Raw genomic sequence first — 19,771 nt, 5'->3', positions numbered from 1 at the left:
GGCGTAGCCGGGTCATTGTTAATACTCGTCGCCGCGCACCCGACTGCGATAGCTTTCCCAGTCGAAACGTACCCACAGGCTGTTGCCCAGGCGCATACGGTCCATGACGCGCTCGCCCAGTAGCGCATTCATGCCCGCATGATCGAGGTTAGATAACATGCCGGTCGGGCGTTTCGATGAAGAGCGGCGATCGACAATCTGATTGATAATCACTTTTTCGTAGCGTGACTCGCTCTGCATACCGATCTCATCAATTACCAGCAGATCGACACTGCTGAGATCCTGAATCAGTCGCTCTTCGGTAATGCCGCTGCTGCCGCTGAAGGTGCCCTTCATGCTCGACATCAGATCGGCGACCGTCACGATCAGCACGCTTTTACCGCGCAGGATCAGGTCATTGCCAATCGCAGCGGCCAGATGGTTTTTACCGGTGCCAGGACGCCCGGAAAAGACAAAGCTGGCGATGCTGCCATCAAACTCAGCGGCGTACTGACGCGCCAGCTCCAGCGCTTTGCGCTGTCCCTCGTTCTCTACCCGGTAATTATCAAACGAGCAGTTCATGTGCAGCTCGCGAATGCCGGAACGGCCCATCACGCGCTGCATTTTCATTGCGCGGTTCTCACGCACAATCGCCTCTGATCGCAGGCGGCCCTGCTCCTGATTCCACGCCAGCAGCTCTTCGCCATTGGCAAATTTGGGACGAGTGCCCGCAGGCATCATTCTTTTCAGACGGTTAAAGAGATCATCTGGCGTTTTCATCATTCACCTCGGAAACCATCGGGAATGGTACGGTCAGGATCAGGCAACTGCGTGATATCACGCTTCGGTTGCCCGCCGTTTGCGGCGCGGTTCATCTGAATGCTGCGCGCCAGCTTCTGTTGCCACTGCACATGATGGAACATCCGGCCTTCCGCCTGCCAGTAGGCCACAAAGGCCGCCAGCTCGCCGGGCGTGACCGGTTCACTCAGCGCCACGCCCCAGATGGCGGCCTGACGCGTAAAGTCGGCATCCGGCTGCCAGCCCGGATACATGACGAATTTGCCTGCCGGCGTGTGGATCGCGGCGGGCGCATCGTCATAGAGGCTGTCATCCAGCGCGACATCATTCGGCTGCCGGGCGGCGGCTTCCAGCGCCAGCAGTTCAGCCAGACGCGCCGGCGTGATGGCGTACATCACCGGCGCATAATTATCTAACACCGCCAGCGTGCCCTTTTCCGCCTGCTGCAGGGCAGTCAGCGGATCCTGTCGGAAGGCATCCAGGCCAATGAGCGTTGAAGTTAAGATTTTAGCTGACATGAAAAGACCTGAGGTTAACGAACACCTTGCGCCGGGAACCTGTCGCCGACGCAGAAGTGTTTATTGTACCTGTTTTGAGGGTGCGGATCGCTTAAAAAGGGTCGCATGGGAGGACCCGGCTAGCGATGTAATGATTAGCACCATCATTAACCTGATTAACAGCCAGGTAACCACATTTTCGTATAGAAAATGGCTAAAGCGCTGCCAGGGAACAGACAGGTAATGAGTGGTAAATCTTAAAGGAGAGGTTACAGGGTTAAAATCTTCTCTTTAAAACATTAAATAATCATTAACACAAACAGTTCAGGAACATGGATAACCAGAAAACGACGGAAAAACACCTCGTCATGTCGCTCATTGAATATTTATTAGTGCCATTTATAAATATGATTTTTTGGGTTAAGTCACGATTAAGGTATGATGCGCTCACTTAATAACCACATCATTCATGAGGGATTATGACTGAAGGATTTTTTTTATATCACCTGGATAAAACCACCTGCGGCGGACGGATCCTAAGCGGCGCGTCTGATGAAACGTACACCATCGGCGGCATCGAGCGCCAGCAGGTCCGGGAGGGCGATCCGGTGACCTGCGGAAAACATGAAGGGCGGTTTCGCGTCTGTGGGGGGATGGGGGATACCTATGAGGTGAATGGTGTCCTGAAAGAGTGGGCGGGTTCTCTTCACAGTTACAGCTCCTGCCCCTGTCGTGCCCGTTTTATTCCCTCCGTCAGCACGCACACTTACGAGATCGACTGCAACGCTGGCCGTGCAGCCGAACGGGCTGAGGCTGCGGAGAGAAAAGCACAGCAGTCAGAGCCAGAACAGCGTGCACAGGCAGCGAAGAAGAAACGGGAAATCACGCTCACCATCGGTGTGTTCTTCGATGGAACGGGCAACAATGCGAATAACAGCGCCGCTCGGCAGGCCGCTTGTTCCGGTGAACATTTTGAGATGAATAATGCGGAGGCTACGTCTGGATTAGAGCAGTGCCTGAGACTGAATCAAGGAGTCAGCGGTACCGCAGCTGGAAGCTATACCGGCTACTACAGTAACGTGCATTGGCTCCATGCACTGTACTCTACTGATTTCCCCTCCAGTATCGAACAAGGACAGTACGCGGTTTATATCGAGGGTATCGGTACGGAAGATGGTGCAGGTGACAGCACTTACGGGATGGGCACCGGTCGCGGTGATACCGGTGTGGTGAAAAAAACGGACAGAGCTATTGCTGCACTTGCTGCAGCTATCAAAGACTATTTAGCTAAACCGTCTGAAGTTGATGTCGGAATCGTCAGACAATTGCAGTTTGATATTTTTGGCTTCAGCCGTGGAGCAGCGGCGGCACGGCATTTTGCCAATCGGGTATTCAGCCAGGACAGGACCATTATCTCGGCAATTAAGATCGGGCTGGGTGATGTTGAGTTCTCCGGTACGCCCGGCGGTAAAACCCGATTTCTGGGAATATTCGATACGGTGGCAGCCATCGGAACGCCGGTTAACGGCCTGAACCCGCACAGCGCAGATACAGGTGAGGTGAATCTGGTGCTGCGTCCGGGCGTGGCGGAAAAGGTATTTCATATCACTGCGCAGCACGAATGCCGCTTTAACTTTGCACTGAACAGCGTCAAACCGGCATGGCCGGAGCTGGTCCTGCCTGGTGCGCACTCCGACATTGGCGGAGGATACAATCCGGAGGAGCGCGAAGCCTGTTTCCTTACCCGGCCGGAGTTTGAAACCGTACCACTCTCAACTCCCGATACAGAAACGCGGATTTATCGGCAGACCTGCGCGCAGCTTAAAACGATGGATGGCTATCCGGCGATAGCGCCGCTGCTGAATGCGGTGGAGGTCAATGCCGATGTCTGGCATGACGACAGAATGCCAGCCAATCGTTACGGAACACTACAAAAGCGCAGCGGAGCGGCGCTGGTTATTGACAGACTAACCCGCAATGACTGGTCAAAGGTGGTGCTACGGGTGATGCTTGATGCGGCGCAGGATGCCGGTGTGATCTTCGATCCTATCAGGGACACTAATAAAGAGTTAAGACTTCGCTCAGAACTCAAAAGCTTGTGTGAAAAAGCGATAATAATGGGACGGGCCACAAGAAGTGGAATTCCTGGAACTGGCTTTACTACATCGGAAATTCTGATGCTGGCCGAAAAATACATTCACTGTTCAGCCAACTGGAACGGTGTGGTGAGGGATGACCAGGGAATGATCAGTGGTGCAGTCAGACCGGCAAAGCTTGTGACATTTACTAACAGACCAGACGAACGCTGGCAGCGTACGGTTTACGATATGGACGGAAATAAAATATGGAAATAAAACGCGTTGCAGGACTTCTTGCAGTGCTGGCGTTGACAGCCTGTCAGGGAGAAACACACTCCATTAACGCTCCTCAGAACGATAAGCCAACTGAATGGTGGTTTAATTTTTTCACGCCTGAAGCGCTACCGGCATTAGTGACCTTCGCGGGTGTTCAGGATGCGGAAGGTAAAGTTTATGAGTTCAATACACTGGATAGTACAAGAGCGCTTAATGGTGTAGTCGGTCAATGGAACGATAATGCACGAACGCTTAACGGTCACTGGAATCACGTTAAACGGCCTCCCAGACATATTATTTTTTGCTGGGACTCAATTATCGATAAAAGGGTATATCAGACCACTCTGACCATTCCTGAACCCATTGTGGATAAAATGCTCCAGCCTGGGGTAAATCAGGACTATCCGGGGAAAGGAGAGTATTACAACACTATACAAATTGGTCTGGCTCCGGAGGGAAAGGTAGCTGTCTGGTTAAGTGGCGTTGCCCGGGGCGAACCTGGTTACCGTATAACGCCGTCCGTCCTGAAAACTTTCTCAGGAGATAGACTAGATATCTGTAAAGGAATAACGAAAAGTGACTTTAATTATGGGTATGACCAGGACATAAAAGATTTTATCAAAGGAAAAAAATACCCTTACGGCCGATGGTAACGATTCCGATATATTTAATAATTGGCTGAAAGGATATTCATTTCAGCCAATTTAAAAGGGTGGTTAGTGAAACTGTTAAAGAAAAATCAGCAGTGCGGTCAGACCGGCTAAGCTGATGACATTCACCAACCGGCCAGACGAACGCTGGCAGCAAACGGTTTACGATATGGACGGGAATAAAATATGGAAATAAAACGTATGGCAGGGCTTCTTACCATTCTGGTATTGACTGGCTGTCAGGGAGAATCACATACAACTGATGTTCCTCGGAATGGTGAACCAACAGAATGGACGTTTGATTTTTTCACGCCTGAAGCATTACCCGCATTGGTGACGTACGCAGTAGTACAGGACGCCGATGATAAAGTTTATGAGTTTAACACTCTGAACCGTACATCTGTTCTGCCTGGCGTTATCGGGCAGTGGAATGACAAAGATCGTGCTTCTGGTGGCTACTGGAATCATGTTGAGCGCCCGCCAAGGCATATTATTTTCTGCTGGGACTCTATTATCGATAAAAAAGTGTATCAGACCACTCTGACTATTCCTAAAGCCGATCTGGAGAAAATGCTCAGGCCGGCCGGGCAGAAAGACTATTGGGGGAGAACAGCATATTACGATAGAGTACAGATAGGTCTGGCTCCGGAGGGAAAGGTAGCTGTCTGGTTGCAGGGGATTCGATCTGAGCCTAATTATCGTATTACACCGTCAATTCTGAAAACTGTCTCAGGAGATAACCTGGATATCTGTAAAGGAATAACGAAAAGTGACTTTAATTATGGATATGACCAGGACATAAAAGATTTTATCAAAGGAAAAAAATACCCTTACGGAATCTGGTAGCCAGAATTTTAAGCTCTAAAGGATCTTCCTATATCTTTTAGAGCATACCCACCTATTAAAAAGCCTCAATACAAGACAGGTTAAAGCCAGGAATTGCTAACGCCTCCTTTCTCCAAACTAACCGCTTAAAAAGCCAGAGTGCGCAGTCAGTGCGACGTGACCGGAGAAGAGGCGTGGCGGGCCGATGCAGATTCAGTAGCGCGCACGCTGACGGCAGCGGCGGCCGGGCGGGTCTGCCATAAATAGCGCACCGAGGCGAGCCAGCAGAGGCTGTATCCCAGAAGCTCAGTGCCCTCTTCGGCCATGTTTTTCACCACGCGGTTGTAATCGCCCAGCATCAGATGCTGCCAGAGCGCATGAACACCAAACAGACGGGAAAAAACCAGCACCACTAAAAAGCCGGAAGCCATCACCGGCCAGCTACGGTGCTGAACAAGGTTCGCCAGCGCATGCACGGTTTTCTTTGGCGTGCGCAGTGCAACGGCCAGCGAACCCGCTGTGACCGCCAGGGCAAACCAGACCCAGCTGCCGTGCTGAATGACATCAAACACGAAGTCGAGCTCGCGGATCAGCATGCAGCTGTAAAACCCTGCCACTAAGGTCAGCGCTCCACGCTGGGCGGGACGGCGGCGGGCCGCAATGAAAAACAGCGCGGCGATCGTCGCCAGCATGATTTCCTGGGTGGTTTCAGTAAAAGAGGTTTCGTGCAGTGCGTCGTTCATCCAGGCCACATCAATGTAGACGGGGACGATAGTCAGGGCGAGAACCAGGGCGGCCATCAGGAAGACCGCGATTTCACGGCCAATAATTGTCAAATCGTTGCGCATTTTGTTACCAGTATAATGATTAGCGGACTCATTATATTTTAAACGCCCGATTCCCTTTCTCTTTTCATGCCCCGCTAGAAGCTGGCGCTGAAGCCAAAGCTATAAAGTTGCTGCTCGTCGTTATTCAGCGCTTCGCTTTGTGAAAATGACGCGAAAGCCGCCAGATTATCGTTCAGTGGCATTTGTGCGCCGATGCTTAAATCGATGCCGTCGGACTGATCCGAGCCATTCGTTGCCTCGCGCCGTGGACTCTGCGGCGTATCCGCCATCAGATAGTGGTAACTCAGCTGCGCCCAGGGCGATATCCATCCCTGCTGCGAATCAATGCGCCATCCGACGCTGGCGCTTTGTTCACGGCTCTGCTGATCGCTGTAGTCGCATTGCAGGCAGTTCATCTGCTGGGGATCGACCGCATACTGCGCCACGGGTCCGGTGGTCAATGACGGCGCAATGGGCATGTCAACGCCCGCCCGATAGCGTTTACCCAGCGGCGTGGTGCCTACGCCACCGGTTTCACTGTGCAGGGCGATGGGGGAAGCAGTGGGAGAATTAATTGCAGCTTCAAACAGGGCGCGGCTCTCATCGCTGAACGCAAGTGGCGTCAGGGCGATCTTCTCCGCCAGAATTGTGTCGTAGTCGGGCAGAAAGTCAGGATGCTGAGGCGCAGAGATACCACCGCGGGCAAAAGTCGGTTGCATGAACATTAACAGCCCTACAGCACAGCAGGTCCGCAGACCTTTCCAACCGCTTCTCGGCAACATCGCTTCTCCGGGCAAGGCTGAAGTTATGGCGTCTTAATGAATTTTTCGGCCCGTCTCTGTTATTTAACCGGTGATCGTTTAACTATCAACCGATTAATTCTAAGATCAAGCGGACCGCTAAAATATTCTCGTTATAAAGGAAAAAAACGATGCAACGATGTGGCTGGGTAACGCAGGATCCGCTCTATCTGGCGTATCACGACAGGGAATGGGGTGTGGCGCAAAGAGAGACGCGTGCACTGTTTGAGATGCTCTGTCTGGAAGGACAGCAGGCGGGATTATCCTGGATCACCGTGCTGAAAAAACGTGAAAACTATCGGGCGGCGTTTCACCACTTTGATCCTCAGGCTATTGCGCAGATGGACGCTGCCGACATTGACGATCTTATGCTCAACAGCGGCATTATCCGCCACCCTGGCAAAATCGCCGCCATTATCGCTAACGCCCGCGCTTTTCTTGAGATGGAAGCGAAAGGCGAGGATTTCAGCGACTTCGTCTGGCAGTTTGTCGATAACGTGCAAATTGTGCACCATTATCCTGATTACAGCCAGGCACCCACCACGTCAGAGCAGGCTATTGCGCTGTCGAAGGCGCTGAAGCTGCGTGGTTTCAAATTCATCGGCCCTACAATTTGCTACTCCTTTATGCAGGCCTGTGGGCTGATAAACGATCATCAGAGCAACTGTTTTTGCCATCCTGACAATCAAAAGGCGTGATTCCCGGTAAATCAGGATTTTTCCGCACTACATTCCCGGTCACCAGACGGCATAATCGTGCCACTTATGGGAACGGTTTTCCCCTGTGTGTCGAATGTAAGGGAACAAAAATGCAGAAGAAATTAATCGCCATCACCTTGTTATTAAGCGGCAGTCTGGCCCTGCCAGGTTGTACCACCAATCCTTACACCGGCGAATCTCAGGCGGGTAAGTCAGGCGTGGGTGCGGGCCTTGGCGCATTAGTCGGTGCCGGTGTCGGCGTGCTCTCTTCATCGAAGAAAGATCGTCGTAAAGGTGCGCTGATTGGGGCCGCAGGCGGCGCGGCGCTGGGTGGTGGCGTGGGTTACTACATGGACGTGCAGGAAGCGAAACTGCGTGACAAGATGCGCGGGACCGGCGTCAGCGTAACCCGCAACGGCGATAACATCGTCCTGAATATGCCAAACAATGTCACCTTCGACTCCAGCAGCAGCAATCTGAAACCTGCCGGCGCCAACACCCTGACCGGTGTTTCAATGGTGCTGAAAGAGTATCCGAAAACCGCGGTAAACGTCGTGGGTTACACCGACAGTACCGGCAGCCGTGCGCTGAATATGCGTCTGTCACAGCAGCGTGCTGAAAGTGTTGCCAGTGCGTTGATCGTGCAGGGTGTTGCCAGCGATCGCCTGCGCACACAGGGTGCAGGCCCGGATAACCCGGTTGCCACCAACAGCACCGAAGCAGGCAAAGCACAAAACCGTCGCGTTGAAATTACGCTCACCCCGCTGGGATAATCGCGGTCGCCCCTGAACGGGGGCGTACCTTTTCTGTAAAGCATCACGTTAAAAGCACCAGTAATGTTTCTGCGGATAGAGCCAGCAGAGGCCTTATGGTAGTCTGATCAAAAATTGATCAGTGGACTTGCCCCATGTCTCTTAAAGCCATCGCTGCAGTTTTAGGTCTTTCCGTTACGACTGTCAGCCGCGCCCTTAATGGTTATCAGGATGTCGCTCAGGAGACGCGTAAACGCATCGAAGAGGAAGCGCAGCGGCGCGGCTACCGGCCTAATGCGGCGGCCCGACGGCTGAAAACCGGCCGTGCAAACGCGGTGGGATTTGTCTGCCCAATCAGTGCATCCCCTCTATGTGGTAGCGACTTCAGCGACATGCTGCTGGCGCTGGATCATCATCTTGCCCGTCATGAAATTAACCTGCTATTGCTGGCGGATAAACAGCAGCAGAGCCATTCAACCCTGACGCGCCTGCTGCGCAGTGGGGCCGTCGATGCTCTGATCGTCGGCCATACCACGCCAGAAGACAGCCGACTGAATGCGCTGATGCAGACCAGTTTTCGTTTTCTGGCGCTGGGCCGCAGCGATCTGCCAGCCGCCTACGCCTGGTTTGATGTTGATCACCTTGCCGGTTCACAACTGGCGGTGGGCTGGTCGCTGGCGCAGGGGCGGCAGCGGATAGCCTGGCTCGGCAGCAATGAAAACAGCACGCGGGTACGTGACCGGCGTCAGGGTTATCTGACGGCGCTGGGTGACGTTGCGCCTTATGCGATGGCGGCGGTCGCACCGTCGCGCCGTGCCGGCTATCACCAGACGCGTGAGTGGCTGGCAGAGGAACCCGCGCCGGAAGTGATTATCACCGACTGCGCTGCGCTGGCTGAGGGCGCAGCCCTGGCGCTGCAGCAGGCCGGTCGGGCAGCGGGCGAAAACGCCATTCTGCTCGCAGGCTGGGAAGGATTACCGCGTGATGCGATTATCGATCATCCTATGGCTGCGATTCGCCAGGCAACGCCGCATCAGGCTGGCGAACAGGTGGCTGACATGGTTATCAGGCTGATCAACGGTGAACCGCCGGAAACGTTACAGACCCTGTGGCAACCCTGGCTGCAATTACCGGCTTAGCACTTTTTGCGCCGGGCTTCGCTTGTGCTAGTCTCTGCCGGGTTTCTTATTTCGCAGGATATCTCATGAAAATCAGGCCGCCTCGCGCCACCATCAGCGATGTTGCTCACGCGGCACGAACCGGTAAAACCAGCGTTTCACGCTATCTTAATGGCGAGCTGCATCTGCTCTCTGCCGACTTAAAAGCGCGGATTGAACAGGCCATTGCGGATCTCAGCTACCGTCCGAGTCAGATGGCGCGCGGCCTGAAGCGCGGACGTACCCGCCTGATTGGGCTGATTATCGCCGACATTACTAATCCCTATTCCGTCGATGTGATGAGCGGCATTGAAGCTGCCTGCCGGGAGCAGGGTTTCACGCTGCTGATGTGTAACACCAACAACGAAGTGGATCTGGAGCAGCACTATCTGCAACTGCTGAGCAGTTATCAGGTTGAGGGCATCGTGGTTAACGCGGTCGGCATGCGTGAAGAGGTGCTCAGCCATCTGCAACAATCCCTGCTGCCGATGGTGCTGATCGACCGCAAAATCCCCGACTTTCCCTGCGATGTAGTGGGCCTGAACAATGCCGAAGCGGCCGAGACGGCCACACGCCATCTGGTCGACAATGGCTATGACGCGCTGCTGTTTCTCAGCGAGCCATTGGGCAGCGTGAATACGCGACGCGAGCGTCTGCAGGCTTTCCGCCAGTTGCTGGCGGCGCATCCGCAGGTTGAGCATGAAAATGCGGAAGTGCCGCTGCACCAGCCCGCCGCACTGGACCAGGCGCTTCTGGCCTTCCAGCAGCGTCACACCGGTAAACGCTGCGCGGTGATGGTGGCCAACGGAGCACTGACCCTGCAGGTGGCGCGATCGCTGCAACGACTTAACCTGCACTGGGGCCGTGATATCGGCCTGCTTGGTTTCGACGAACTGGAGTGGGCGGCGCTGGCGGGTGTCGGCATCACTACGCTGAAACAGCCGACCTGGCAGATTGGCTACAGCGCGCTGGAGCGATTGATTGCGCGCATCGAGGGCAGCGAATTGCCGGTTGCCGAGCAGGTCTTCTCGGGTGAACTGATCGTTCGTGGCTCCAGCCAGCCTCTGGGCTGAGTTTTATATTTTGTTTCCGGATATTATTACTCAGACTGCTTAAGAAAATAATCTGTGCTGGAAATATGGGACAACATAAGGCTGCATTCTCAGCACATATTGTCCCGTATGAGTATATGCGAAAATAAAGTTAGCTTCTGGTAAGAACGTAGAGTAATAACTGTTAAATATGATGGTAAGTATCGACCAGAGGCGTAATCAGATCACAAATAGACTTTTAATAATTTAACTTATGTTTACTTAACCAGATGGCTGGGCTTATGCTGATTTGGCATACTAACGTATTATTAAGGATAATATTACTAATGGCTATTCCAGCATATTTATGGTTAAAAGATGATGGTGGCGCGGCTATCAAGGGATCCGTTGATGTAAGCAACAGAGAAGGAAGTATTGAGATACTGAGCTTTATGCATGGTCTGAGTATTCCTACTGATAGCCACACCGGGAAGTTAACGGGAACCCGTATTCACAGTGCTCTTGAGTTCGAAAAAGAGTTTGATTCGTCCAGCCCTTATATCTACAAAGCAGTATCTTCTGGACAGACATTAAAAAGTGCAGAGATTAAATGGTATCGTATTAACCACGCAGGTCAGGAAGAAGAGTATTTTAACATGTTTTTAGAAGGCGTGAAGGTTGTATCCATATCGCCTGTAATGCATAACATTAAAGCAATTGAAAATATGAATCATCTGGAGTCTGTTACCGTCCGGTATGAAAAGATAACCTGGAAATATTGTGATGGTAATATTCAACACTCCGACTCGTGGAGAGAGCGTAGTTAGTGAGACTCATGGCGTGTATTGCGCCATTCAGACATGGATGCGAAAAAATGACATGGGTTTATGACGTAAGAAAAAGAACCTTCACACATAATGGTGAATATAAATTTGCTGCTATGTATGCAGGTGCAGTCGGTTATAAAAACGATCCTCAGTATGAAAGCCTCAAAAATAAAGGGCCTTTACCAAGGGGTAAATACAAAATAACAGGTAAGCCTTTTCTGCATCCCCATTCCGGTCCATACACCCTAAGGTTAACCCCATATCCTGGCAACACGATGTTTGGGCGAAGCGGTTTCCTGATCCATGGTGATAGCCGGGAGAAACCAGGCGAAGCCTCAAACGGATGCATTGTTCTTGCTCCTGGATTCAGGCATAAAATATATGAGTCCGGTGATTGGGAGGTTATTGTTCAATGAGATATTTACTACTGCTACTTTCAGTCTTCAGCGTTAACAGTTTTGCGAAGATTAGCATCGCTAAATGTATAGGAGCTGAAGGTGATGTGGGAAAAACCATGCTGCTTACGATGAAAGAAGATTTAAATATTGATAAATCTGAGATCATCATAAGCAAAACAAAGGCTGAGATAATGAGTCAGTCGCCTGTGACGCTCGCCTTAGCAAAAACGTATGGTTTACAGGAGAAGAAACTGAGCGGTGAAGGGGGAGATGATCCAACAACTGCTGATGAATATGCAAAAGCATTTATGTCGGATAATGCAAAGAATATGATTATCAGATATACTTATGAGAATAAAAACAATATGCATAATATCTTATTAACGTCAGCATTTATTAGTGACAGCGAGTGTATTGTAAGATTCAATGGATACTTAATTATTAAGAGAGAGTTTTAATTTTTAATTCATGGTGAGAAAAATCCTTACCAGGGAGTTGGGTTAAATGTCTCTTATCTGCATCCATGTAAGATTATGTTGGCCATGAAGTTTCCTGATGGTTTCTTTCTGAGTGTGTCTCCAGTTAAGACAGTCACACTCATATCTCTATACTCTTTTTAATTATTATTTTTTCTGACGCTTTCTTTTCCCAAAGACCGCGAACTGCAAAAGTCTTTCCTTCTGGCGTGGCCTATTCATTTCCCATCACCTAGTGAAATATGGCTACGGAATTGTGATCCCTTAATGCCTGTTCATATATTATTTGTTGCGAAATTTCCCCTGCCACAAACTATTGAAGCCAATTGAAAAAATTAACGGCAGATAACTCTTTTTCTATATTCTGGCTGGATTGCGTTGAGGCGACTCATAACGCCGCAAAAAAAGTAAGGAATTTAAATAAATTTCATCGGGTGTTATTCCTTTTTTCATCCTTGAGCCAACTATAAAATTCGGTGTGCGACTTTTTAAGGACGAGACTCTCATGGGTACTGACTTCGATATTAAAATTAACCAAAACCTTCGCCTGCACTCATCAAACCTCCTGAAAAATGCACTTAGCGTATAATCCCGCCCTTTTGTGTTTCAGAGCCTGTTTACATGCTCGCTTCGTGAGCACGATCATAATTTCACAGTTTGCTGCTTTGCTTTGGAACCGGTTCCATTTAGGGTTTTTCTATTCGTTATGGGCAGACCTCTGCCATGGAGTAGAACATGAAACCTGACATTATCGTGGTGACCGCCGCTTATGGCCACGCGCAGATCGCCGCACTCGGCGGTCAGGCTGCGTTGCTGCCAGTAATCCAGCAAGCGGGCGCTGACGGGGTCGAAATCCGCCGTGAACTGCTTGATGATGCGGCGCTGGCCGATCTGCCAGCGCTGGCCAGGGCGATAGCGGAGCATCAGCTGCATGCCAGCTATTCCGTGCCGGATACGCTGTTTTGTGACGGCGGCGAAATCAATCCACGCATAACCCACTACGTTGAAGAGGCACGACAGCTAAACGCGCAGCGGCTGAAAGTGGCGCTGGGAGACTTTACCGGTGCGCTGCCTCGCGAAACATTGCAGGCGCTGCTGGCAGATCTGCCATTCCAGCTGACCGTGGAAAACGACCAGACCGAACATGGCCGACTGGCACCGTCCGTCGCGTTTTTCACGGCGGTGCGCGAAGCCGATCTGCCGATCAGCATGACCTTTGATATGGGTAACTGGTGCTGGACCGGCGAAGACGCCGATCAGGCAGCAGAGCAGCTGGCCGCGCAGGTGGGCTATGTGCATGTCAAAGCCGCCATACCGCATCAGGATAGCTTCCGGGCGATTGCGCTGGATGAGGCTGATGACCACTGGCGCACGCTGCTGCAACAGCTGCCTGCGCGTGCGCCGCGCGGTATTGAATTTCCGCTGGAAGGCGACGATCTGACTGCGGTGACACGCCACTATGTGTCGCTGTTGCGTAACGTGTAAGGAGTGAAGATGACAACGCATCACACTATGCATCACAACGGCCCGCTTGATGTTGTCACCATCGGTGAAGCGATGGCGATGTTCATCGCCCGTGAAACCGGCGACCTGGCCGCAGCAGAGACCTTTGTTAAACGTGCCGCGGGCGCGGAACTCAATGTAGCGACCGGCCTGGCACGTCTTGGCCTGAAAGTGGGCTGGGTCAGCCGTGTCGGCGATGACGCTTTTGGCCGGTTTATCTGCCAGCAGCTGGAGAACGAGGGGATCGACCACGCCCGGGTGACAGTCGATAAGTGCTATCCCACCGGTTTTCAGCTCAAGTCCAAAGTGGATGACGGTTCCGATCCGCTGGTGGAATATTTCCGTAAAGGCTCGGCGGCCAGCCATCTCTCGGTCGATGATTTTGACGCGGACTATTTCGGCTCGGCGCGCCATCTGCACCTCAGCGGTGTGGCGGCGGCGCTGTCAGAAAGCTCATTAGAACTGCTGAAGCACACCGCTAAAGAGATGCGTGCACGTGGCAAAACTATCTCGTTTGACCCGAACCTGCGGCCGGTGCTGTGGCGCAGCGAAGAGGAGATGCGTAAGCAGCTCAATCTGCTGGCGGAGTATGCCGACTGGGTACTGCCGGGCGAAAAAGAGGGGCTGATTCTGACCGGTTATCGCCAGCCGGAAGCGATCGCGGATTTCTATCTCGACAGGGGTGTGAAAGCCGTCGTGATTAAAACCGGTTGTGACGGCGCCTGGTATAAAACCGCGCAGGGCGAACAGGGCCAGGTTGAGGCGATTAAGGTCGATAACGTGGTGGATACCGTGGGTGCCGGTGACGGCTTTGCCGTTGGCGTCATCAGCGCGCTGCTGGAAGGTCAGTCGCTGCCGCAGGCGATTCGGCGCGGCAACAAGATTGGTTCGATGGCGATTCAGGTCATTGGTGACAGCGAAGGTCTGCCGACGCGTCAGCAACTGGGCGACGTGTAGTTCGCGCCCCTCTACAGTCACAGGAGTTCCCGATGAAAAAGCAGACAATCGCGCCAAAACGCTGGTGGTTCATCATGCCCATCGTGTTTATCACCTACAGCCTGGCGTATCTCGATCGTGCAAATTTTAGCTTCGCTTCTGCTGCCGGGATTAACGACGATCTCGGCATCACCAAAGGCATGTCTTCGCTGCTGGGTGCGCTGTTCTTCCTGGGTTACTTCTTCTTTCAGATCCCGGGTGCGATTTACGCCGAACGCCGCAGCGTCAAGAAACTGATTTTCGTCTGTCTGATCCTGTGGGGCGGCTGTGCCTCGCTGACCGGCGTGGTCAGCAACATTCCGATGCTGGCCGCGATTCGCTTTGTTCTGGGCGTCGTGGAAGCCGCCGTGATGCCCGCGATGCTGATCTACATCAGCAACTGGTTCACTAAATCGGAACGTTCGCGCGCCAACACCTTCCTGATTCTGGGTAATCCGGTCACGGTGCTGTGGATGTCTGTGGTGTCAGGCTATCTGATTGAATCCTTTGGCTGGCGTGAGATGTTTATCTTCGAAGGGATTCCGGCGGTGGTCTGGGCGATTGCCTGGTGGTTCCTTGTGCAGGATAAACCGGCACAGGCGCGCTGGATGAGTGATGCCGAGAAAGCGGCATTACAGGCTGAACTGCAGAAAGAGCAGGAAAACATCAAAGCAGTGCGTAACTACGGCGAAGCGTTCCGTAACCGCAACGTCATCCTTCTCTGCCTGCAGTACTTTGCCTGGAGCATCGGCGTGTATGGCTTTGTGCTGTGGCTGCCGTCGATTCTGCGCAACGGCACCCAGATGGGCATGGTAGAAGCGGGCTGGCTCTCTGCCGTCCCTTATCTGGCAGCGACCATTGCGATGGTGGTGGTCTCCTGGGCGTCGGACAAAACCCAGAATCGTAAGCTGTTCGTCTGGCCGCTGCTGCTGATTGGTGCGCTGGCGTTTCTCGGCTCGTATCTGGTGGGATCGAACAATTTCTGGGTGTCCTACACCCTGTTAGTGATTGCCGGAGCCGCGATGTATGCCCCTTACGGACCGTTCTTCGCCATTATTCCTGAGATGCTGCCCCGTAATGTCGCCGGTGGCGCGATGGCGCTGATCAACAGCATGGGTGCGCTGGGGTCGTTCATCGGTTCATGGATTGTCGGCTATCTTAATGGTGCTACCGGCAGCCCGTCGGCGTCTTACATCTTTATGGGGTCGGCCCTGCTGGTTTCGGTGTGGCTGACGCTGATTGTGAAACCGGCGCAGAATAAAGCCCCGCCGCTGCAGGGCGCGAAACCGGCCTGAAAGCGTAAACGCTAGAGAGTGCTGATTCATAAGCGCCTAAGGCTGAGTCAGCACATTAAAAGCGTAATCGTTAATCTCTGTTTCTCCGGGCGGCCTGCAAGCCGCCCGCTACTTATTGAACGGGAGCCACCGAATGAAACCCGCTGTAATTCTTTATAAAAAACTGCCTGACGATCTCTATGCACGCCTGGCTGAACAGTGTGACGTGACGGAAATCAGCGATCTGTCGCCGGAAAGCCAGCAGCAGCATGCTGCGGTGTTTCAGCAGGCAGAAGGGCTGCTGGGATCGGGCGGTAAAGTGAATGGCGAGCTGCTGGCGAAAATGCCCAATCTGCGCGTCTGCTCCAGCGTCTCTGTGGGCTATGACAATTTCGATGTTGATGCACTGAATCAGCGTCACGTGGTGCTGATGCACACTCCGACCGTGCTGACCGAAACCGTGGCGGACACCATGATGGCGCTGGTGCTGAGCACGGCGCGCCGGGTGCCGGAACTGGATGCCTGGGTGAAAGCGGGCAACTGGCAGAAGAGCATTGGTCCGGCGCAGTTCGGCATCGACGTGCACCATAAAACGCTGGGTATCCTCGGCATGGGACGCATCGGGATGGCGCTGGCGCAGCGCGCCCACTTTGGCTTCGGCATGAAAATCCTCTACAACGCCCGCCGCGAACATGAAGAGGCGCAGTCGCGCTTTGGCGCGCAGCGCTGTGAACTGGAGGCGCTGCTGAAGCAGAGTGATTTCGTCTGCATCAGCCTGCCGCTGACGGAAGAGACGCACCATCTGATCGGTGCTGCCGAACTGGAACTGATGAAGCCGGATGCGGTGCTGATCAACGCCGGTCGCGGGCCGGTGGTGGATGAGCAGGCGCTGATCGCCGCGTTGCAGGCGGGCAAACTGCACGCTGCCGGGCTGGATGTGTTTGAGCAGGAGCCGGTCTCAGCTGACTCTCCGCTGCTGTCGCTGCCTAATGTTGTGACGCTGCCGCACATCGGTTCCGCCACGCATGAAACCCGCTATGGCATGATGCAGGATGCCGTAGAGAATCTCATCGCCGCGCTCGGCGGAAACGTTGAGAAAAATTGCGTGAACCCGCAGGCGCTGAAGTAATCCCCACGCCTTCCCATTGCGCCCGCCGATGGCGGGCGTTATGGTGGACCCCCGATTCGCTATTACAAATATTTAACCGCTATGTCCTTTTCTCAGTTCGGCGACAAATTTACCCAACATTCCGGCATCTCACGTCTGATGGAAGATATGGGCGCAGGCCTGCGTACGCCCGGCACCATCATGCTGGGTGGCGGCAATCCGGCGCAAATTCCGGCCATGAACGACTATTTTCAGCAGCTGCTGCAGCAGATGCATGAGGAGGGCAAACTCAGCGAGGCACTGTGCAATTATGACGGTCCGCGTGGCAAAGCGACGCTGCTCGAATCGCTGGCCGGACTGCTGAGTGAACAGCTTGGCTGGCCGATTACCGCAGAGAACATCGCGCTGACCAACGGCAGCCAGAGCGCCTTCTTCTATCTGTTTAACCTGTACGCCGGTCGCCGGGCCGATGGCAGCAAAAAGCGGGTGCTGTTCCCGCTGGCGCCTGAGTATCTTGGCTATGCGGATGCCGGTCTGGAAGACGATCTGTTTGTCTCGGCGAAGCCGAACATTGAGCTGCTGCCGGAAGGCCAGTTTAAATATCATGTCGATTTCGAGCATCTGCCGATGAACGATGATGTCGGGTTAATCTGCGTATCGCGCCCGACCAACCCCACCGGCAATGTGATCACCGATGATGAGCTGATGCAGCTCGATGCGCTGGCACAGCAGCATGACGTACCGCTGCTGATCGACAATGCCTATGGCGTGCCGTTCCCCGGCATCATCTTCAGCGAGGTGCGCCCGCTGTGGAATCCCAACATCATTCTCTGCATGAGCCTGTCGAAGCTCGGCCTGCCGGGTGCGCGTTGCGGCATTATTATCGCGGATGAGAAGACCATTACTGCGCTGAGCAATATGAACGGGATTATCAGCCTGGCGCCAGGCAGTATCGGTCCGGCCATCGCCAATGAGATGATCCGTCGCGGCGATCTGCTGCGGCTCTCCGAAGAGGTGATTAAGCCGTTCTATCAGCAGAAGGTGCAGCAGACCATCGCGATCCTGCGGCGCTATCTGCCGGAAGATCGCTGCCTGATCCACAAGCCGGAAGGGGCGATTTTCCTCTGGCTCTGGTTCCGCGATCTGCCGATCACCACCGAACTGCTTTATCAGCGGCTTAAAGCGCGCGGTGTACTGATGGTGCCGGGCCACTTCTTCTTCCCGGGACTGGAACAGGCGTGGCCGCATACCCATCAATGTATGCGGATGAACTACGTGCCGGATGCAGAGAACATCGAGCGGGCGGTGCAGATTCTGGCGGAAGAGGTTGAGATCGCCTGGCGCGACAGTTAATCCTGCTGTTCCTGTGAATCGGTTAACGACAGCTGGCACCACTGTGCCAGCTGCTGAATCGCCTGTTCCACTTCCGCATTCCAGCCGAAACCGGCATTCAGCCGGAAACAGTGATCGTAGCGCTGATCGGTAGCAAAAATGTGGCCCGGCGCAATCCCGATGCCCGCATTGCGCGCTTTCAGAAACAGCTCGCGCACGTTCAGTGCCCCCCGTGGCATTTCCACCCACAGCACATAGCCTCCTTCCGGATCGGACACCCGGGTTCCCGCCGGAAATTCCCGCAATACCGACTGCCGCATTTCACGGATTTGCCGCGCCAGCTCGCGCCGCAGTTTGCGCAGGTGCGCATCATAGCCGCCGCTGCGCAGCAGCTCCGCCACCGCCGCCTGTGACAGCACGGAGGTGCCCATGGTGGAGGTATATTTCAGCGAGGCGATTTTGCGCATGTAGTTAACGCTGTGCACCCAGCCAATACGAATGCCCGGTGCCACAGTTTTAGAGAAGCCGCTGCAGAGAATGGCGTTGGGGCTGAAGGCACGCATCGGGAAGGGGCGACGCTCACCAAAGGCGGTATCGCCAAAAATATCATCCTCAATGATCACTACATCATTCTCATCCGCCTGCCGCGCGATATAGGCTTTATGCTCGTTGGGAATACTCTTGCCCAGCGGATTATTGACGTTGCACAGGGTGAGAAAGACCCGCACCGCTTTACGCTGAAACAGCCCGGTGAGCTTTGCCACATTCACATACCCTTCCGGCCCGGCTTCCACTTCAATCACCCGCAGGTTCAGGTTATGCAGCATCTGCAGCAGCACGAAATAGCAGGGTGACTCTACGGCGACCACATCGCCCGGCTGGGTGGTGGCGCGCAGCGACAGTGAGATCGCCTCGATGCAGCCGTTGGTGATCAGAATATCGTCGGCGCTGATATTGCAGCCATAATCGACCGCGCGACGGGCAATCTCGGTTTTCAGCGGCGCATAGCCGGTGCCCTTGACCGTATTGCCGAGCAGGGCCGGTTTGCTGTAGCCCATCTGACGCATCAGCAGGCCGATGCGTTTGACCGGATAGAGCGCGCTGTCGCCGTTAGCCAGATCGAGGCGCACCCGGCAGTCTGAGCCAAGCATCGCCAGATGCAGTTCGGTCTGTTCATCCAGCGGTGCGATGGCGTGTGGCTGTTCGCTGATGGCGGGCAGCTGACGTGAAGAGGGCCGCTGCGGGGCGACAAAAAAGCCCGATTTAGGCCGGGCGACGGCGTAGCGCTCATCTTCCAGCGTGCGCAATGTTTTCAGGGCGGTGGTGAGGCTGACATTGTACTGCGTCGCCAGCGTGCGTACCGACGGCAGACGGCTGTCGGGAGCCAGCGAACCGGCATGAATGGCCTGCTTGATCTGTTCTGCTATCTGGCGGTAACGACTGCTCTGACTCTCCTGTTCCCCGATAACATCGGCCATCTGTTCCACCCCATATCGCGCTGATCTGTGCA

General features: G+C 53.9%; 20 protein-coding genes. 15 read left to right on the top strand and 5 right to left on the bottom strand.

Features of this window, described 5'->3' with window-relative positions; translation table 11 throughout:
* Positions 1-18 precede the first annotated feature (18 nt).
* Positions 19-759, bottom strand: a complete 741-nt coding sequence (dnaC, locus tag EGO56_RS00175) for a replicative helicase loader DnaC (RefSeq protein ID WP_033734618.1) — start codon at positions 757-759, stop codon at positions 19-21.
* Entirely contained in the window at positions 759-1,295 is a 537-nt protein-coding gene (gene dnaT, locus EGO56_RS00170; RefSeq protein ID WP_135907382.1) for a primosomal protein DnaT, read from the bottom strand. The genes dnaC and dnaT overlap by 1 nt, the downstream gene beginning before the upstream one ends.
* Positions 1,296-1,753: 458 nt before the next feature.
* Between dnaT and EGO56_RS00165 the strand changes: the two genes are divergently transcribed.
* The 3 genes from EGO56_RS00165 (at position 1,754) to EGO56_RS00155 (ending at position 5,124) form a co-directional block, all read left to right on the top strand.
* The gene (locus EGO56_RS00165) at positions 1,754-3,628 is read left to right on the top strand and encodes a PAAR domain-containing protein (RefSeq protein ID WP_135907381.1); all 1,875 of its coding nucleotides are present in this window, start codon (positions 1,754-1,756) and stop codon (positions 3,626-3,628) included.
* On the top strand, positions 3,619-4,281 hold the full coding sequence (locus EGO56_RS00160; RefSeq protein ID WP_135907380.1) for a DUF2931 family protein: 663 nt from the start codon (positions 3,619-3,621) through the stop codon (positions 4,279-4,281). The genes EGO56_RS00165 and EGO56_RS00160 overlap by 10 nt, the downstream gene beginning before the upstream one ends.
* A gap of 183 nt (positions 4,282-4,464) precedes the next feature.
* Positions 4,465-5,124 carry a DUF2931 family protein gene (locus tag EGO56_RS00155; protein WP_135907379.1) on the top strand — a complete coding sequence of 220 codons (660 nt, stop codon included), beginning with the start codon at positions 4,465-4,467 and terminating at the stop codon, positions 5,122-5,124.
* 146 nt (positions 5,125-5,270) lie between these two features.
* On the opposite strand, the gene EGO56_RS00150 is transcribed toward EGO56_RS00155, so the two are convergent.
* Together EGO56_RS00150 and EGO56_RS00145 are read right to left on the bottom strand one after the other, a co-directional pair.
* Positions 5,271-5,951, bottom strand: a complete 681-nt coding sequence (locus tag EGO56_RS00150; RefSeq protein ID WP_135907378.1) for a hypothetical protein — start codon at positions 5,949-5,951, stop codon at positions 5,271-5,273.
* Positions 5,952-6,025: 74 nt separating this feature from the next.
* The gene (locus EGO56_RS00145) at positions 6,026-6,649 is read right to left on the bottom strand and encodes an autotransporter (protein ID WP_238348984.1); all 624 of its coding nucleotides are present in this window, start codon (positions 6,647-6,649) and stop codon (positions 6,026-6,028) included.
* Between the two features lie 212 nt (positions 6,650-6,861).
* Here EGO56_RS00145 and EGO56_RS00140 point away from each other — a divergent pair, with 212 nt between their 5' ends.
* The 12 genes from EGO56_RS00140 to EGO56_RS00085 all read left to right on the top strand — a co-directional run bounded on the left by EGO56_RS00140 (position 6,862) and on the right by EGO56_RS00085 (position 18,282).
* Positions 6,862-7,428, top strand: a complete 567-nt coding sequence (locus EGO56_RS00140; protein ID WP_135907376.1) for a DNA-3-methyladenine glycosylase I — start codon at positions 6,862-6,864, stop codon at positions 7,426-7,428.
* A 110-nt stretch (positions 7,429-7,538) separates the two neighbouring features.
* Positions 7,539-8,201, top strand: a complete 663-nt coding sequence (locus EGO56_RS00135; protein ID WP_135907375.1) for an OmpA family lipoprotein — start codon at positions 7,539-7,541, stop codon at positions 8,199-8,201.
* A 134-nt stretch (positions 8,202-8,335) separates the two neighbouring features.
* Entirely contained in the window at positions 8,336-9,319 is a 984-nt protein-coding gene (locus EGO56_RS00130) for a LacI family DNA-binding transcriptional regulator (RefSeq protein WP_135907374.1), read from the top strand.
* Positions 9,320-9,384: 65 nt separating this feature from the next.
* Positions 9,385-10,410: a LacI family DNA-binding transcriptional regulator gene (locus EGO56_RS00125; RefSeq protein WP_135907373.1), complete on the top strand. Its 1,026-nt coding sequence runs from the start codon at positions 9,385-9,387 to the stop codon at positions 10,408-10,410.
* 305 nt (positions 10,411-10,715) lie between these two features.
* Positions 10,716-11,195, top strand: coding sequence for an Hcp family type VI secretion system effector (locus EGO56_RS00120; RefSeq protein WP_135907372.1), 480 nt, complete (start codon positions 10,716-10,718; stop codon positions 11,193-11,195).
* A gap of 47 nt (positions 11,196-11,242) precedes the next feature.
* Positions 11,243-11,611: a tlde1 domain-containing protein gene (locus tag EGO56_RS00115; protein WP_135907371.1), complete on the top strand. Its 369-nt coding sequence runs from the start codon at positions 11,243-11,245 to the stop codon at positions 11,609-11,611.
* Positions 11,608-12,051, top strand: coding sequence for a hypothetical protein (locus EGO56_RS00110; protein WP_135907370.1), 444 nt, complete (start codon positions 11,608-11,610; stop codon positions 12,049-12,051). Before EGO56_RS00115 ends, EGO56_RS00110 begins: the two co-directional genes overlap by 4 nt.
* Positions 12,052-12,804: 753 nt before the next feature.
* The gene (locus EGO56_RS00105) at positions 12,805-13,554 is read left to right on the top strand and encodes a sugar phosphate isomerase/epimerase family protein (RefSeq protein WP_135907369.1); all 750 of its coding nucleotides are present in this window, start codon (positions 12,805-12,807) and stop codon (positions 13,552-13,554) included.
* 9 nt (positions 13,555-13,563) lie between these two features.
* Complete coding sequence (locus tag EGO56_RS00100) at positions 13,564-14,529, top strand: sugar kinase (protein ID WP_135907368.1); 966 nt, start codon at positions 13,564-13,566, stop codon at positions 14,527-14,529.
* 32 nt (positions 14,530-14,561) lie between these two features.
* Positions 14,562-15,842, top strand: a complete 1,281-nt coding sequence (locus tag EGO56_RS00095) for an MFS transporter (RefSeq protein ID WP_135907367.1) — start codon at positions 14,562-14,564, stop codon at positions 15,840-15,842.
* A gap of 133 nt (positions 15,843-15,975) precedes the next feature.
* Positions 15,976-16,950: a glyoxylate/hydroxypyruvate reductase GhrB gene (ghrB, locus tag EGO56_RS00090; protein ID WP_135907366.1), complete on the top strand. Its 975-nt coding sequence runs from the start codon at positions 15,976-15,978 to the stop codon at positions 16,948-16,950.
* An 81-nt stretch (positions 16,951-17,031) separates the two neighbouring features.
* Positions 17,032-18,282: a valine--pyruvate transaminase gene (locus EGO56_RS00085; protein ID WP_013359590.1), complete on the top strand. Its 1,251-nt coding sequence runs from the start codon at positions 17,032-17,034 to the stop codon at positions 18,280-18,282.
* Here the strand turns inward: EGO56_RS00085 and EGO56_RS00080 are convergent.
* Positions 18,279-19,739, bottom strand: a complete 1,461-nt coding sequence (locus EGO56_RS00080; RefSeq protein WP_013359591.1) for an aminotransferase-like domain-containing protein — start codon at positions 19,737-19,739, stop codon at positions 18,279-18,281. The genes EGO56_RS00085 and EGO56_RS00080 overlap by 4 nt on opposite strands.
* Between the last annotated feature and the right edge of the window lie 32 nt (positions 19,740-19,771).

Source organism: Pantoea vagans, from assembly GCF_004792415.1.
GTDB lineage: Bacteria > Pseudomonadota > Gammaproteobacteria > Enterobacterales > Enterobacteriaceae > Pantoea > Pantoea vagans.
Note: the sequence above shows the minus strand (reverse complement) of the source record. Positions and strands in the feature narration are given on the sequence as shown.